Source organism: Ruegeria sp. HKCCSA071 (assembly GCF_017872555.1).
GTDB lineage: Bacteria > Pseudomonadota > Alphaproteobacteria > Rhodobacterales > Rhodobacteraceae > Ruegeria.
The window spans coordinates 688903-703201 of sequence record NZ_JAEDOX010000001.1 but is presented as its reverse complement, the minus strand read 5'-3'; the positions used below and the strand labels follow the sequence as shown (position 1 = coordinate 703201).

15 protein-coding genes are annotated in these 14299 nt (G+C 56.7%); 7 read left to right on the top strand and 8 right to left on the bottom strand.

The window, feature by feature from the left end; all coding sequences use genetic code 11:
* Positions 1-6: 6 nt before the first annotated feature.
* Positions 7-1149 (bottom strand): acyl-CoA dehydrogenase family protein, encoded by a 1143-nt coding sequence (locus I9188_RS03520; RefSeq protein ID WP_209504049.1) that lies wholly within the window; start codon positions 1147-1149, stop codon positions 7-9.
* Positions 1150-1259: 110 nt separating this feature from the next.
* Positions 1260-2375, bottom strand: a complete 1116-nt coding sequence (locus I9188_RS03515; protein ID WP_209504048.1) for a carboxylate-amine ligase — start codon at positions 2373-2375, stop codon at positions 1260-1262.
* Between the two features lie 137 nt (positions 2376-2512).
* On the opposite strand from I9188_RS03515, the gene I9188_RS03510 reads away from it, so the two are divergent.
* Positions 2513-3364: a class I SAM-dependent methyltransferase gene (locus I9188_RS03510; protein ID WP_209504047.1), complete on the top strand. Its 852-nt coding sequence runs from the start codon at positions 2513-2515 to the stop codon at positions 3362-3364.
* Positions 3365-3435: 71 nt separating this feature from the next.
* Positions 3436-3912: a fasciclin domain-containing protein gene (locus I9188_RS03505; protein WP_209504046.1), complete on the top strand. Its 477-nt coding sequence runs from the start codon at positions 3436-3438 to the stop codon at positions 3910-3912.
* Positions 3913-3980: 68 nt separating this feature from the next.
* On the opposite strand, the gene I9188_RS03500 is transcribed toward I9188_RS03505, so the two are convergent.
* Both I9188_RS03500 and I9188_RS03495 read right to left on the bottom strand, forming a co-directional pair.
* Entirely contained in the window at positions 3981-4580 is a 600-nt protein-coding gene (locus tag I9188_RS03500; RefSeq protein WP_209504045.1) for a L,D-transpeptidase, read from the bottom strand.
* A 185-nt stretch (positions 4581-4765) separates the two neighbouring features.
* Positions 4766-6265, bottom strand: a complete 1500-nt coding sequence (locus tag I9188_RS03495) for a CoA-acylating methylmalonate-semialdehyde dehydrogenase (RefSeq protein WP_209504044.1) — start codon at positions 6263-6265, stop codon at positions 4766-4768.
* 104 nt (positions 6266-6369) lie between these two features.
* Here I9188_RS03495 and I9188_RS03490 point away from each other — a divergent pair, with 104 nt between their 5' ends.
* The 3 genes from I9188_RS03490 to coaD all read left to right on the top strand — a co-directional run bounded on the left by I9188_RS03490 (position 6370) and on the right by coaD (position 8347).
* Positions 6370-7272, top strand: a complete 903-nt coding sequence (locus I9188_RS03490; protein ID WP_209504043.1) for a LysR family transcriptional regulator — start codon at positions 6370-6372, stop codon at positions 7270-7272.
* Between the two features lie 60 nt (positions 7273-7332).
* Positions 7333-7770, top strand: coding sequence for a CBS domain-containing protein (locus tag I9188_RS03485; protein WP_209504042.1), 438 nt, complete (start codon positions 7333-7335; stop codon positions 7768-7770).
* 85 nt (positions 7771-7855) lie between these two features.
* Positions 7856-8347 carry a pantetheine-phosphate adenylyltransferase gene (gene coaD, locus I9188_RS03480; protein WP_209504041.1) on the top strand — a complete coding sequence of 164 codons (492 nt, stop codon included), beginning with the start codon at positions 7856-7858 and terminating at the stop codon, positions 8345-8347.
* Here the strand turns inward: coaD and gap (I9188_RS03475) are convergent.
* The 3 genes from gap (I9188_RS03475) to gap (I9188_RS03465) all read right to left on the bottom strand — a co-directional run bounded on the left by gap (I9188_RS03475) (position 8339) and on the right by gap (I9188_RS03465) (position 10641).
* A complete protein-coding gene (gene gap / locus I9188_RS03475; RefSeq protein ID WP_209504040.1) occupies positions 8339-9343 on the bottom strand; it encodes a type I glyceraldehyde-3-phosphate dehydrogenase in 1005 nt (334 codons plus the stop codon). The genes coaD and gap (I9188_RS03475) overlap by 9 nt on opposite strands.
* Before the next feature lie 81 nt (positions 9344-9424).
* On the bottom strand, positions 9425-9568 hold the full coding sequence (locus I9188_RS03470) for a hypothetical protein (protein ID WP_209599562.1): 144 nt from the start codon (positions 9566-9568) through the stop codon (positions 9425-9427).
* Positions 9569-9639: 71 nt separating this feature from the next.
* Positions 9640-10641, bottom strand: a complete 1002-nt coding sequence (gene gap / locus I9188_RS03465; RefSeq protein ID WP_209504039.1) for a type I glyceraldehyde-3-phosphate dehydrogenase — start codon at positions 10639-10641, stop codon at positions 9640-9642.
* 181 nt (positions 10642-10822) lie between these two features.
* Between gap (I9188_RS03465) and I9188_RS03460 the strand changes: the two genes are divergently transcribed.
* Together I9188_RS03460 and I9188_RS03455 are read left to right on the top strand one after the other, a co-directional pair.
* Entirely contained in the window at positions 10823-11782 is a 960-nt protein-coding gene (locus I9188_RS03460) for a DUF808 domain-containing protein (RefSeq protein ID WP_209504038.1), read from the top strand.
* Positions 11769-12191, top strand: coding sequence for a hypothetical protein (locus tag I9188_RS03455; protein WP_209599561.1), 423 nt, complete (start codon positions 11769-11771; stop codon positions 12189-12191). The genes I9188_RS03460 and I9188_RS03455 overlap by 14 nt, the downstream gene beginning before the upstream one ends.
* 45 nt (positions 12192-12236) lie before the next feature.
* On the opposite strand, the gene tkt is transcribed toward I9188_RS03455, so the two are convergent.
* Complete coding sequence (gene tkt, locus I9188_RS03450; protein WP_209504036.1) at positions 12237-14261, bottom strand: transketolase; 2025 nt, start codon at positions 14259-14261, stop codon at positions 12237-12239.
* Positions 14262-14299 lie beyond the last annotated feature (38 nt).

Below are 14299 nucleotides of genomic sequence, written 5' to 3'. Positions count from 1 at the left end.
GGTGCCTCAGCGATTGGCAAGCAACTGGCGCGATACGATCACACGCATGATCTCATTCGTGCCTTCCAATATCTGGTGCACACGAAGATCACGCACAAGCTTTTCGATGCCGTAATCCGCAAGATAGCCATAACCGCCATGCAATTGCAGGCACTGGTCCACCACTTTCGATCCGGTTTCAGTAACGAACTTCTTGGCCATGGCGCAGAATTTCGTGGCATCGGGTGCGCCCTGATCCAGCTTCCAGGCTGCCTGCCTAAGGAACGTTCGCGCGGCCTGCAATTCGATCTCCATATCCGCCAGACGGAACTGAAGGGCCTGAAACTGGTCGATGGATTGGCCAAAAGCCTTACGTTCGGACATGTACTGCAGCGTCATATCCAGCCCGGCCTGAGCGGCCCCAAGCGAGCAGGCAGAAATGTTAAGTCGTCCGCCATCCAGTCCCATCATCGCATATTTGAACCCGTCACCTTCCGTGCCCACAAGGTTTCCAGCCGGGATCTTGCAATCGTCGAACTGAACTTGCGCGGTGGGTTGGCTTTTCCAGCCCATCTTCTGCTCGAGCGCGCCAAAGCTGAGGCCGGGCGTGCCGTCTTCAACGTAAACGGTCGATATCCCCTTGGGCCCATCCTGTCCGGTACGCACCATGCAGACGTAAGCGTCGGAATATCCGCCGCCTGAAATGAAGGCTTTTGTTCCGTTCAGCGTATAGCCTTCGTTGGTCCGTTCAGCGCGTGTTTTCAGCGCCGCCGCATCCGATCCAGAACCGGGCTCGGTCAGGCAATAACTCAACACAGTTTTCAAGCTCAGAACATCGGGCATGATGCGCGCCTTGAGGTCATCGTCGGCAAAGTTGTCGAGCATCTTGGCGCACATGTTATGGATCGACAGGAAGGCCGCGACCGACGGGCAGGCCATCGATAGGGCCTCAAAAACCAGGGTGGCATCCAGACGGGTCAGGTTTGACCCACCGCTGGCCTCGGACACGTAAAGGGCGCCGAAGCCAAGCTCTCCGATTTGGGGCCACAAGGCTTTGGGGATTGTTCCATCAGCCTCCCATTGCCGGGCAAAAGGGGCGATATGTTCCTGCCCAAAGGCATGTGCCATGTCGAAAATGGCTGTTTGTTCCTCGCTGAGTGCGAAATCCATGGCGCTCCCTCCCATCGGCAATGAATTGAACAGTTGTTTATTTCTGAATTCTTACAGAAATTTTGCAGGTTCAACAATGGCTCTGGGCAGGGGACTGTTGTCGCCACTGTCTAAAGATCCGCGTGGAACTCTTCGATCAGGTGGCGCACGACGGCCTTGCCGGGATCTTCCCCGCGCGCGGCAGCCTCGGCATGAACGCGACGTTGGCGTGTGGCCGAGGTGCCGTTTTCGGCGATCTGCCGCAGCCGGGCCAGATCCGACATTGTTCCCAGTGCCTCGGCATCTTCGGCCAGCAATCCCATCAGATCACCGATCAAATCGGACATGGGTTTGATCGAGCGATCGCCGAAATCGATCAATCCTTCGCCCACACCGTATCGCTGCGCGCGCCAGCGATTTTCACCTATCAGAAAGCGATCATATTGCCGCCAGCGCAAGTTGCGATCTTTCAAGCGGCACAACATTCGTGTCAACGCCTGCACAAGGGCGGCCAGTGAAAGCGTGTGCTCCAACCTTGGTTGGACATCCATAATCCGCGTTTCAAGTGTTGGAAAGCGATGCGAGGGGCGAAGATCCCACCAGATCTTTGTGGTATCTTCAATGACCCCCAGTTCAATCAATATTCCCGTGGTGCGTTCATATTCGCCCCAGCTTGCAAAGACCGGCGGCAGACCGGTGCGCGGCAGATTGTCAAAGACGGTCAGACGGTACGACGACAGGCCCGTATCTTCGCCGTTCCAGAAAGGCGAGGACGTCGACAACGCCAAAAGATGCGGCAAAAAGTACGACAATTGCGGCATCAGATCAGAACGCAAGGCTTGGCTTTCAACCCCGACATGAACATGCATTCCGCAGATCAGCATCCGGCGGGCCACACCCCCCAGCGCGTGTTGCAGCGCATCATAGCGTTCCTTTCGAGTGTGATGCTGATCCTTCCAGTTCGCAAAAGGGTGGCACGACACGGCTATTGGCGACAGGTTGTATTCCGCGGCCCGTTCCGAAACACAGGAGCGCAGGCGTTTCAGGTCCTCGCGCGCCGAGGTGATGGTTGTATGTGGGCGGGTGCCGACTTCGATCTGGCATTGCAGGAATTCGGGGCTGACCTGTCCTTCGAAATCATTCTGACAGGCTTCCATCAGCGCTTCGGGAGCTTCGGACAATTGGAGGCTGTCGCGGTCTACAAGAAGGTATTCTTCTTCGATCCCGATCGTGAATTCCTGCTGCATGGCGGCCCTCGCGGTAGTTATTTTGATCAGTGAATACGGAAATTTTCTTTTTGCCAAGGGTTTGCCCGGCTTGTCCTTGCAGAGGAACGACCAGCAAAGGTATGGAATATCGCAGCAAAGACTACGGAGCCAGCGACTTGAAACCCAGAAAATTCCCACAGATCAACGCCGCCCTGGATGAACTGGGGGTAAGACTGGTCGACAAGATCACCGAACAGGATGAGCGCGCGCGGCTGGAAGCCTTTGAGGCTGCCGGAGGTCTGACGCGCCCCGTCTATGCCTTGTCGCCGGGAATGGACGGGTTTGATATCTCTCAGCTGGTCAGTGAATACACTGCGCACAAGAATGCGCTAGAGGAGCTGAAGGATCCTGAGCGCAATCAGACCGGCTATCGTGCTGGAAACGGCTATTACGACAGCCCGGATGCGGATGCCCTGTATCTGATGATCCGACGCTTTCAGCCCCGGCGGGTGATCGAGGTTGGATGTGGTAACTCGACCCGAGTAACCCGGCAGGCGGCCATCGATGGCGGGTTTGACACCACGATTACGGCAATCGATCCGTATCCCCGCGCTGACATTGCCCATGTTGTTGATCGGTTCGAGCAAAAACGGCTGGAAGAGGCCGACCCGGTACTGTTTTCAGAGCTGGAAGCCGGCGACGTCCTGTTTATCGACTCCAGCCATGTTGTGCGGATGAGCAACGACGTCGCGCACTTGTTCTGCCGCATCATTCCGACACTGAAGCCCGGAGTAGTGATCCATCTGCACGATGTTTTTCTGCCCTACGAATACCCCAAGCGGTTCTTTTATGACTGCCCGGGCTGGGGTGAGCAGTACATGTTGCACGCTTTGCTGCAATCTGGCGCGTATTCAATGCTTTGGCCGGGATATTACCTGCAACAGGATCGGCCCGATGCTGTCGCCAATTTGCCCTTTTTGGCTGAAGGGCGCGCGCAAAGCATCTGGGTGCAGCTAAAAGAAAAGTGATCTCAGACTGATCCGGCGTGACGAAAGCCCCGTACCTCTTTCCATAACAAGCTGAAGAGGAGAAGACAGCCATGTTACGTCGTACTTTTATGGGCGCAGCCGCCGCATTTGCATTTGCCATGCCGCTCAAGGCGCAGGCAGCAGATATCGTTGATACCGCTGTAGCGGCCGGATCATTCAACACGTTGGTTGCCGCAGTTCAAGCTGCAGGTTTGGTAGATACCCTGAAAGGAAAAGGTCCATTCACCGTCTTTGCCCCAACAGACGAGGCGTTTGCTGCATTGCCCGAAGGCACGGTGGAAACGTTGTTGTTGCCGGAGAACAAAGATCAGCTCGTGTCGATCCTGACGTACCATGTTGTACCAGCCAAGGTGATGTCTGGCGACATCGCTGGCAAGCGCGCGAAGGTTCTGACTGTTCAGGGTGATCGGCTGAGCGTGAATGCCAAAAACGGCGTCAAAGTGAATGATGCCAAGGTCATACAGGCAGATATTGAAGCAAGCAATGGTGTGATCCACGTGGTCGACACTGTTATCCTGCCGGAATGATGCTCTGTTCCTGAAGAGTCAAAAGCCCCGGCGTATGACCGGGGCTTTTGCTTTTCTGAGCTGGTAGATCAGACCAAACGAACCTGTGTGCCAATCTGGACCAGCGGATACAGTTCCTCGACATGTTGGTTGTACAGGCCGATACAGCCAGACGAGCTCTGCCGGCCGATCTTGCGGGTATCATGCGTGCCATGAACCAGGTAAGCGGGCCAATCCAAATACATCGCGCGGGTGCCCAGTGGGTTTCCGGGATCACCGCCATCGATCCGAATGGGCAGGCTGGGGTCACGCTCGCGCATCGAGGCGGTCGGTGTCCAGCTTGGGAACTCGGTCTTGCGCACAACTTTTGTGTAGCCGCGTTTTGTAAGCTCTTCGCTCATGGGCACAGAGCTGGGGTACAGCTTATAAGTGCCATCCGGCGCCCAATAGTGAACCGCGCGGCTGGTAATGTCGGCCAACAGGCAACCTACGCCCAGCTCATCAAAATGGTCCTGCCAGTTTTGCTGCGAGAAGGACGACACATTGCGTCGGACCGGAAGCTGTGTGCTGATCGTGTCTTCTGTTTCCGGAAACGCGTCCGTGCTTTGTGCCCGAACAAGGGCAGGGGTTGCCATCAGGGATGCAGCGCCCAGCAGGGCGGAACGACGGGTTATTTGGGATTGGGCCAAGGTTGCCTCCGGTAAGTTCACTGCTCGCTGTGTATTTGGCGGCAAGATATTTCCATTGGTCGCAATTTTCCAGAGAGACGCACCTGAATTTCTTGTGAGCGTGGGGAATTTGAATGCTGTTCGGCGGAAAGATGCGAAAACCCGGCCCTGAATGGGGCCGGGTTCCATAGTCGTGCAGGCTGAAATCAGTCCATGGCTTTGAAGTTGAACTCGCCACCTTCCTTGATGCCCGACGGCCAGCGTGCGGTCACTGTTTTGGTGCGGGTGTAGAACTTGAAGCTGTCCGGGCCATGCTGGTTCAGATCACCAAACATGGATTTTTTCCAGCCTCCGAAGGTGTGATAAGCCAGCGGAACGGGGATCGGAACGTTGATGCCCACCATGCCGATATTGATCCGGCTGGCAAAGTCGCGCGCTGTGTCACCGTCGCGGGTAAAGATTGCTGTGCCGTTTCCGTATTCGTGGTCCATCGCCAGGCCGATCGCCTCTTCGTAGGAACCTGCACGGACAGTCGACAGAACCGGGCCAAAGATCTCCTGTTTGTAGATGTCCATGTCCGGAGTGACGTGGTCAAACAGGTGCGGGCCGACAAAGAATCCGTCCTCATAACCTTGCAGGCTGAAATCACGGTTATCGACAACCAGCTTTGCGCCTTGCTCGACACCCGAATTGATCAGACCAAGGATACGCTCTTTCGCGGCCGCTGTTACAACGGGGCCCATGTCGACATCGTCACCAGCGGTGTAGGGGCCCACTTTCAGCTTTTCGACGCGCGGGATCAGCTTTTCGATCAGCTTGTCCGCGGTTTCTTCACCAACCGGAACCGCAACAGAGATTGCCATGCAGCGTTCGCCAGCTGCACCGAATCCGGCACCGACCAGCGCGTCGGCAGCCTGATCCAGGTCTGCGTCGGGCATGACGATCATGTGGTTCTTAGCACCACCAAAACACTGGGCGCGTTTGCCGTTTGCGGTGGCACGGCTGTAGATATACTGAGCGATCGGGGTAGACCCCACAAAGCTGACGCCCTGAATGATCTCGCTGTCGAGAATGGTGTCTACCGTTTCCTTGTCGCCGTTCACGACCTGGAACACACCCTTGGGCAGACCGGCTTCGACGAACAGCTCAGCCAGCATCAGCGGAACCGAGGGGTCACGCTCGGACGGTTTCAGAACAACGGCGTTTCCGCAGGCCAGTGCAGGACCGACATGCCACAGGGGCATCATCGCAGGGAAGTTGAAGGGCATGATCGAACCCACGACGCCCAGCGGCTGGCGCATGGAATACATGTCGATGCCGGGGCCTGCGCTGTCGGTGAACTCACCCTTCAGCATCTGCGGTGCACCGATGCAGTATTCGATCACCTCCAGACCTCGCTGCAAGTCGCCTTTGGCATCAGGGATGGTCTTGCCGTGCTCGCGGCTAAGTGCTTCGGCCAGCTTGTCCATGTCGCGGTTCATCAGGCCGACCATTGCCATCATGACACGTGCACGTTTCTGAGGGTTGGTTGCGCCCCATTCGGGCTGGGCAGCGGCTGCGGCCTCAATCGCCGCCGTGGTTTCCGCAGCACTGGCCATCGGGCACTTGTATTGAACCTCGCCCGTTGCCGGGTTGTAGACGTTGTCGAAACGACCGGATGTACCGGCGACCATTTCGCCGTTCAGGAAATGGGTCAGATCTTGCATCAATAACTCCTCCGATAGATTTGTGCGCACAATAGGCTTGCAGAAATCCCGCGAACAGAGGCAATGTCTCAAAAGAGTTTTGCAAAAATGCAAAGGTTAACGGTATGACCCCAAACTGGGATGATATGCGGATCTTTCTGGCCGTGGCGCGCGAGGAAAGTCTTTCTTCCGCAGGTCGTATCCTGAAAATCGATCCCGCTACGGTAGGGCGGCGTGTTGCGCGATTGGAGACGACGCTGGATTCCACGTTGTTCACCAAGTCGCAGCAGGGCTATGTCCTGACACCGGCAGGGCAGCGCCTGTTGGAACATGGGTTGCATGCGGAAGAGGCGATGCGCGCAGCGGCCGGAGCTGTGGCCGGATCCACGAAATCACTCAGCGGGCAAATCCGGATCGGCGCGCCAGATGGCAGCGCAAATTACCTGTTGCCCCAAGTCTGTGCCAGGATCAGCGATTCAAACCCGGAACTGGATATTCAGATTCTGGCTCTGCCGAGGGTGATCAACCTTTCAAGGCGCGAGGCCGATATGGCCGTGACCGTCAGCGCGCCAACCGCAGGGCAGCTTTTGGTCAAGAAAGTCAGTGATTACAAACTGCACATGGTCGCGACCGACGAATATCTGAAACGTCACGATCCAATCCACTCGGTCGCTGACCTCAAGGGGCACCGGTTGATCGGTTATATCCCCGACATGATCTTTGACCGGGAACTGGATTACCTGAACGATATTGGGGTTGACCGTGTCGCGCTTGCATCGAACTCGGTCTCGGTGCAATTGCGGCAGGTCAGTTTGGGAACTGGCGTTTGTGTGGCACATGACTTTACGTTGCCTTTCCATCCGGGGCTTCGGAAAATCCTGACGGATCAAGTGAGTCTGACGCGCAGTTTCTATCTGGTCCGGCATGAAGGAGATCAGCGCAACGAACGGTTGAACCGCTTTGCCGATGCCCTGACACGCGGCATTCGCGAGGAAGTGCTTCGATTGGAAGCAGATGCCGGTGCTTGACAGGTCGCCACAATCGCGCAACGCTTTGGAATAAGTGTTATTATTCCGGAGGAGTTCTTCATGTTGGTACAGGCTATCCTGACGTCCAAAGCGACAGACGGCGTTGTAACGGTGGCGCCAACGGCGACAGTTTCAGAAGCCTCGAAGATTCTTGCGGAAAAGCGGATCGGGACGGTTGTTGTTTCTGACGATGGCGGAAAAACCGCAATTGGAATTCTGTCTGAACGCGACATCGTCCGCGAGCTTGCCGCCAGCGGTAGTGGCTGTCTCGACCAGCCTGTAAAATCTTACATGACGCAGGACCTGATCACGACGACGCGTCAGGCCTCTGTTCAGGATATCATGGCCCGCATGACAGAAGGGCGCTTTCGCCATATGCCGGTTGTCGAAGACGGTAAACTGATCGGCATCGTCACACTTGGTGACGTGGTAAAAGCCCAGCTGGCCGAACTGGCGATGGAAAAAGACGCCTTGGAAGGCATGATAATGGGGCACTAACAGCAAGGGGTGTCAAAGCAATCACTTGCACCTGCAGCAAAGTTGTGTTTGCTTGCGCAGAAATTTTGTTGCGCAGGAGGGCGTGATGCGGGTTGGTTTGTATCCGGGAACCTTTGACCCTATCACCATAGGGCACATCGATATCATTCGCCGGGCGGCTGCATTGGTGGATAAACTGGTCATTGGCGTCGCCATCAACCGGGACAAAGGCCCGTTGTTCTCGATGGAAGAGCGCGTCGCGATGATCGAGGCCGAATGCGCCGAACTGACCGAACAAACCGGCACAGAAATCATCGCTCATCCCTTCGAAAACCTACTGATCGATTGCGCAAGGGATGTCGGTGCACAGATCATCGTGCGCGGTTTGCGCGCTGTCGCGGATTTCGAGTATGAATTCCAGATGGTTGGTATGAACCGCGCACTGGACGACTCGATCGAGACTGTCTTTTTGATGGCCGAGGCACGCCATCAGGCGATTGCTTCAAAACTGGTGAAAGAAATTGCCCGTTTGAACGGGGACGTGTCAAAGTTTGTCACGCCCCGTGTCAATGCCGCACTGCGTGAGCGGTTAGGCTAGGGCGCCCATCGCGGCGGCCGTATCCAGCATCCGGTTCGAAAAGCCCCATTCGTTGTCATACCAGGCCAGCACGCGAACCAGCGTACCGTCAGTGACTTTGGTTTCTGCCAGTGACACCGTCGAGCTGTGCGAGTCGTGGTTGAAATCGACCGACACCAGAGGACGGCTTTCCGCCGCCAGAACACCGGGGATCTTTGCCGCGGCATCAATGAACAGTTGATTGACCTCATCTTCGGTCGTTGGGCGTGAAACCTCGGCAACCAGATCAACGACCGAAACGTTCGGGGTGGGTACCCGGATGGCCTGACCCGTCAGTTTGCCCTTGAGTTGCGGCAGCACCAGCCCCACAGCGGCGGCTGCACCGGTCGTGGTGGGGATCATCGACAGTCCAGCGGCGCGCGACAGGTAGGGGTCTTTTCCAACTGTGTCATGAACAGGCTGGCTGGCGGTATAGGCGTGAACGGTGGTCATGTTGCCATGTTTGATGCCAAGACCTGCGTCCAGAGCTGCGGCAACCGGAGAAAGGCAATTCGTGGTGCAGGATGCGTTCGAAACGATCAGATCTTCGGGCGTCAACTCGCTGTCGTTGACGCCAAAGACGATGGTTTTCACGCCACCGTCACCTCGTGCAGGGGCTGAGATCAGGACTTTCCGTGAACCGTTTTTGAAGTGACGTTCAGCCGCTTCGCGCGTGCGGAAAACACCGGTGCATTCCAGAACAACGTCGATGTCAGACCAGGGCAGGTCTTCGGGATTACGCTCACTGCTCAGGCGGATCGGGCCGCGCCCCACATCCAGACCGGCGTCTGTAAGCGTGACAGGGTTGGGATAACGGCCATGAACGCTGTCAAATTCGAACAGATGCGCGTTCATGTCGGGCTTGCCCAAGTCGTTGATCGCGACGATCTCAACGTCTGTACGCCCGCTTTCCAACACCGCGCGCAGAACCCCGCGCCCGATCCGTCCAAATCCGTTGATCGCTAGTTTCAGGGTCATGGCTCGCTCCATAAAATATCTCAGCTTTATGAGTTAGCGCTAACAATTACAGATCAAGCGAAATGTCAAGAAAAACCTCTCTCATCGCCAAAAAGCGAGCCAGTCCAGAAAGTCGTAAAGATTCTTGCCGAGGAACAACATGTGCTCGGTTCCATACAAGGCTACGTCCAGCATCATGCCCCCAAGCAGTAGGACGCCAAGCCAGATAGCAATTTGATTGTTCATGACGGTTCCGAACGAAAATGCCCGCCCAGATAACCTGAGCGGGCATCAAGGTACAAGCGAAGTCCGAAGGGTCAGTTAAGGCGACCCATGGCGACGGCTACGTCTGCCATGCGAACCGAGAAACCCCATTCGTTGTCATACCAGGCCAGCACGCGCACCATGCGATCATCGACGACGCGGGTCTGATCGGGTGCGAAGATCGAGCTTTCTTCGGTGTGGTTGAAATCGGTTGATACCAGCGGTGCGGGCTCATATCCCAGAACACGCTGCATCGGGCCTTTGGCTGCTTCTTCGACGATTGCGTTGATCTCGGCCACCGAGGTGTCACGCGATGCGCGGAAGGTCAGGTCAACCGCAGAAACGTTCGGGGTAGGGACCCGGATGGCGGACCCGTCCAGGCGGCCTTTCAGGTTTGGCAGAACTTCACCCAAAGCTTTGGCAGCACCGGTTGAGGTCGGGATCATCGACATCGCGGCAGCGCGGGCGCGATAGAGGTCACTGTGACGACGGTCCAGCGTGGGCTGGTCTCCGGTATAGGCGTGAATGGTGGTCATGATACCGTGTTCAATGCCGACACCTTCGTCCAGCACCTTGGCCAGTGGGGCCAGGCAGTTGGTGGTGCAGGAGCCGTTCGACACCATGTTGTCGTTTGCGGTCAGGGTGTTGTGGTTCACACCAAAAACGATGGTTTTGTTCACGTTCTTGCCGGGGGCGGACAGCAGCACCTTGCCCGCACCGCGATCCAGATGTGTTTTGGCCTTGGTGCCGTCATTGAATTTACCGGTGCACTCCAGAACGACGTCACAGCCTTCCCAGTCCAGTTCATTCATATCGTAGGTCGAAAACATCTGCATCGGGCCACGACCCAGATCCATCGTGTTGCCTTCGATCGAAACTTCGCGCGGGAACCGCCCGTGAACGCTGTCATATTTCAGCAGATGTGCAGAGGTTTCCAATGGGCCGGTTGCGTTGACTTTGATCACTTCGATGTCGTTACGCCCTGACGCGGCGATGTGCGACAGGGTGCAGCGGCCAATACGGCCAAAACCATTGATACCGACCTTGATGGTCATGTGACGTCTCCTGATGCGCTTGCGTTGAGGGCCATATAGCGGCGAAATGGGAATCTCAAAAGGGCAAAAACGGCATATTTTTAAGGTGTTAGCGCAAACCTGCGACGGTTGCGCTAACGCTTGCGCTAGCCGTTGGATCAGGTAGGGTCCAGATGCGGCAGCGAAAGGGAAAGGAAACGCAATGAGTGGTCTTTTGGCCTTGTTGGACGATGTGGCCGGGATCGCCAAGGTTGCGGCGACATCGGTGGATGATGTCGTGGCTGCGGCGGGCAAGGCTGGGGCCAAGACTGCGGGAGTGATCATCGACGACGCCGCAGTGACACCGAAATACGTTCAGGGCTTTGCCCCGGCGCGCGAATTGCCGATCATCTGGCGCATCGCGCGCGGTTCGGTTTTCAACAAAATCATACTCCTGTTGCCGGTGGCCTTGTTGCTGGCCAATTTCGCCCCGTGGCTGATCACCCCACTGTTGATGCTGGGTGGATCATATTTGTGTTTTGAAGGCGCAGAGAAGATTTTTCACGTCCTGTTTCCTCATGGTAGCCATGTCATTGAAGAGGATATGAAAAACCGGGACCCTGGCCATCTGGAAGAACAGAAGGTCAAGGGCGCGATCAAAACTGATTTTATTCTGTCTGCCGAGATTATGACCATTGCACTGGCGGCGATTGAAGCCCCGAACCTTTGGATGCAAGCCGCGACGCTGGCCGTTGTGGGGATCGGCGTGACGGTGGCCGTCTATGGGTCGGTGGCTCTGATCGTGAAGATGGATGATGCTGGGCTTTATCTGGCGCAGAACGCGCCGACACCTATCGGTCGCGGTTTGGGCCGAGGGTTGGTCAAGGCAATGCCCGGGGTGATGAAAACATTGTCCATTGTCGGAACTGCGGCGATGCTTTGGGTCGGAGGCTCGATTGTCATCCACGGGATGGAGGTGTTGGGCTTTGGATGGTTGGGCCATCATATCCATGATTGGGCCTATGCCATTGGGCATACTGTGTCTGATCAATGGGTTGGCGCGGTTGAGTGGGTATCCAAGGCCACGATGGATGGCGTATTTGGTTTGGCTTGGGGATTGGTTTTGATCCCTGTTGCGACCCGGATCATAGCACCACTGTTAAGTAAGAATGCGAAACACTGAATTGACCCGTTACCGTCTGGGCACGACCATCGATGGCCCGCTTATTCGAAAAGTGGGCACGCGCGGCTTAAACGGCAGATCCTCAATTATTTCTGCTTTGAGTGTTGCGGCCGACGAAGTCCCATTCGATGAATCCGAGCTTCTCAGTTTCTTGCATTTTCGTGTTGATTCCGCTTTCAGGGCGCAGGAGCGTAGCCGTTGGTTCGGGGGACGCTTTTACAACGCTTTAGTGGGTCAATCGGCTAATTATGTCCCGCTGTCTGGAACACATCTTCGCCAAGCGTTGTCTTGCCTCGGCCTGCAAGCACCTGAGAAAGTGGTGGTGCAAGGACAGTATGAGTTGCGGTTGGATTACGCTCTGAAAGCCTATGAAGAACTTGCACTTCGGGTTAAGGCTGAACCCAAATGAAAAGGGCGGCCAAGGCCGCCCTTTGCTCGATCAGATGGGACTGATTTACAGCCCCAACAATTCCTTGACCTTGGCCACGGTTGCTTCGACGGTTATGCCGAAATGCTTGTACAACTCACCGGCAGGGGCCGAGGCACCAAAGCTGGACATGCCGATGAACCCGGCTTTGGCTTCGCGGCCACGTTCACCCAGCAACCAACGATCCCAACCACCAGCACGAACCGCAGCCTCGATGCCAACGCGGACCGGACCTGCCGGAAGGACGCGCTTGCGGTAGGCTTCGTCCTGCTGCGCGAACAGCTCCATGCAGGGCATCGAGACGACGCGGGTGCCGATGCCCTCGGCTTCGAGCATCGCTTTGGCTTCCATGGCCAGCGACACTTCGGAACCTGTGGCAATCAGGATCGCCTGACGCTTGCCTTCTGCTTCGGCCAGAACGTAAGCACCCTGCGCGGTCAGGTTCTTGGTCTTGTGCTCGGTACGTACCGTTGGAACACCCTGACGGGTCAGCGAAAGGACCGACGGGCTGTCCTTGAAGGTCAGCGCCAGTTCCCATGCCTCGGCGGTTTCAATGGTGTCAGCGGGGCGGAACACAAAAGTGTTGGGTGTTGCGCGCGAAATCGCTAGGTGTTCCACCGGCTGGTGGGTCGGGCCGTCCTCGCCCAGACCGATCGAGTCATGAGTCATTACGAAGACAGACGGGATCTTCATCAGTGCCGCCAGGCGCATGGACGGGCGGGCATAATCTGTGAAGGCCATGAACGTGCCGCCATAGGGACGGATACCACCATGCAGGGCCATACCGTTCATCGCCGCCGCCATGCCGTGTTCACGGATACCGTAGTGGATGTAACGGCCCTTGCGATTTTCCGGCAGGAATACACCCATATCGGCCGATTTGGTGTTGTTCGATCCGGTCAGGTCCGCCGAACCACCAACGGTTTCGGTCATGATCGGGTTCACAACATTCAGGACCTTTTCTGACGAGGCGCGGGTGGCCAGTTTCGGCTGATCTTCGGACATCTGTTTTTTGAAAGCGCGAATGGCTCCGGCCAGACGTTTGGGGGCCTCGAACGCATAGGCGCGGGTGAACTCAGCCTGCTTGCGCTCGGACAGTTGTGCAAAACGCGCTTCCCATTCCGCACGCTCGGCAGCGCCACGCGATCCGATGGCTTCCCATGCGGATTTGACATTGGCAGGCACGTCAAACGCATCATGCGCCCAGCCATAGGCCTTTTTGGCGTCCTTCAGCTGATCCGCATCGGTCAGCGCGCCGTGCCCCTTTGACGTGTCCTGCGCCGCGTGGCCCAAAGCAATGTGGGTTTTACACGCAATCATGGTCGGCTTGTTCGACTTCTTCGCCTGAACGATGGCCGCGTCGACGGCCTTGGGATCATGACCATCGATTTCGATCACATGCCAGCCCGAGGCCGCAAAGCGACGAACCTGATCGGTGCGGTCAGCGATATCGACGGTGCCGTCGATGGTGATGTTGTTGTTGTCCCAGAAGACGATCAGCTTGCTCAGCTCGTGACGACCGGCCAGCGTGATTGCCTCCTGGCTTACGCCTTCCATAAGGCAACCGTCGCCTGCGATGACATAGGTATAGTGGTCAACAACCTTCTTGCCATAATGCGCGCGCTGTATTTCTTCGGCCATCGCAAAGCCCACGGCGTTCGAAATACCCTGACCCAGCGGTCCGGTCGTGGTTTCAACACCAGTGACCAGAAAGTTTTCAGGGTGGCCTGCGGTTTTTGCGCCCAGCTGGCGGAAATTCTTGATCTCCTCCAGCGTCACATCTGCATATCCTGTCAGGTACAGCAACGAATAAACCAGCATCGAACCATGGCCTGCGGACAGGATGAAGCGATCGCGATCCGGCCAGTTCGGGGCCGAGGCGTCAAACTTCAGGTGCTTTTCGAACAGGACGGTCGCGACATCCGCCATGCCCATGGGCATACCGGAATGTCCGGAGTTTGCAGCGGCGACGGCATCAAGGGTCAATGTGCGGATGGCCGCAGCTTTGTCCCAGTGTTCGGGGTTGGCTTTGCGCAGCGCAGTCAGGTCCACGGGCGTTGTTCCTTTGGATAAAAAGCAGATTGCGGGCT

Coding starts and splice junctions, on each gene's coding strand:
- I9188_RS03520 (WP_209504049.1), bottom strand. CDS start 1,149: ATGGATTTCGCACTCAGCGAGGAACAAACAGCCATTTTCGACATGGCA.
- I9188_RS03515 (WP_209504048.1), bottom strand. CDS start 2,375: ATGCAGCAGGAATTCACGATCGGGATCGAAGAAGAATACCTTCTTGTA.
- I9188_RS03505 (WP_209504046.1), top strand. CDS start 3,436: ATGTTACGTCGTACTTTTATGGGCGCAGCCGCCGCATTTGCATTTGCC.
- I9188_RS03495 (WP_209504044.1), bottom strand. CDS start 6,265: ATGCAAGATCTGACCCATTTCCTGAACGGCGAAATGGTCGCCGGTACA.
- I9188_RS03490 (WP_209504043.1), top strand. CDS start 6,370: ATGACCCCAAACTGGGATGATATGCGGATCTTTCTGGCCGTGGCGCGC.
- I9188_RS03485 (WP_209504042.1), top strand. CDS start 7,333: ATGTTGGTACAGGCTATCCTGACGTCCAAAGCGACAGACGGCGTTGTA.
- coaD (WP_209504041.1), top strand. CDS start 7,856: ATGCGGGTTGGTTTGTATCCGGGAACCTTTGACCCTATCACCATAGGG.
- gap (WP_209504040.1), bottom strand. CDS start 9,343: ATGACCCTGAAACTAGCGATCAACGGATTTGGACGGATCGGGCGCGGG.
- I9188_RS03470 (WP_209599562.1), bottom strand. CDS start 9,568: ATGAACAATCAAATTGCTATCTGGCTTGGCGTCCTACTGCTTGGGGGC.
- gap (WP_209504039.1), bottom strand. CDS start 10,641: ATGACCATCAAGGTCGGTATCAATGGTTTTGGCCGTATTGGCCGCTGC.
- I9188_RS03460 (WP_209504038.1), top strand. CDS start 10,823: ATGAGTGGTCTTTTGGCCTTGTTGGACGATGTGGCCGGGATCGCCAAG.
- I9188_RS03455 (WP_209599561.1), top strand. CDS start 11,769: ATGCGAAACACTGAATTGACCCGTTACCGTCTGGGCACGACCATCGAT.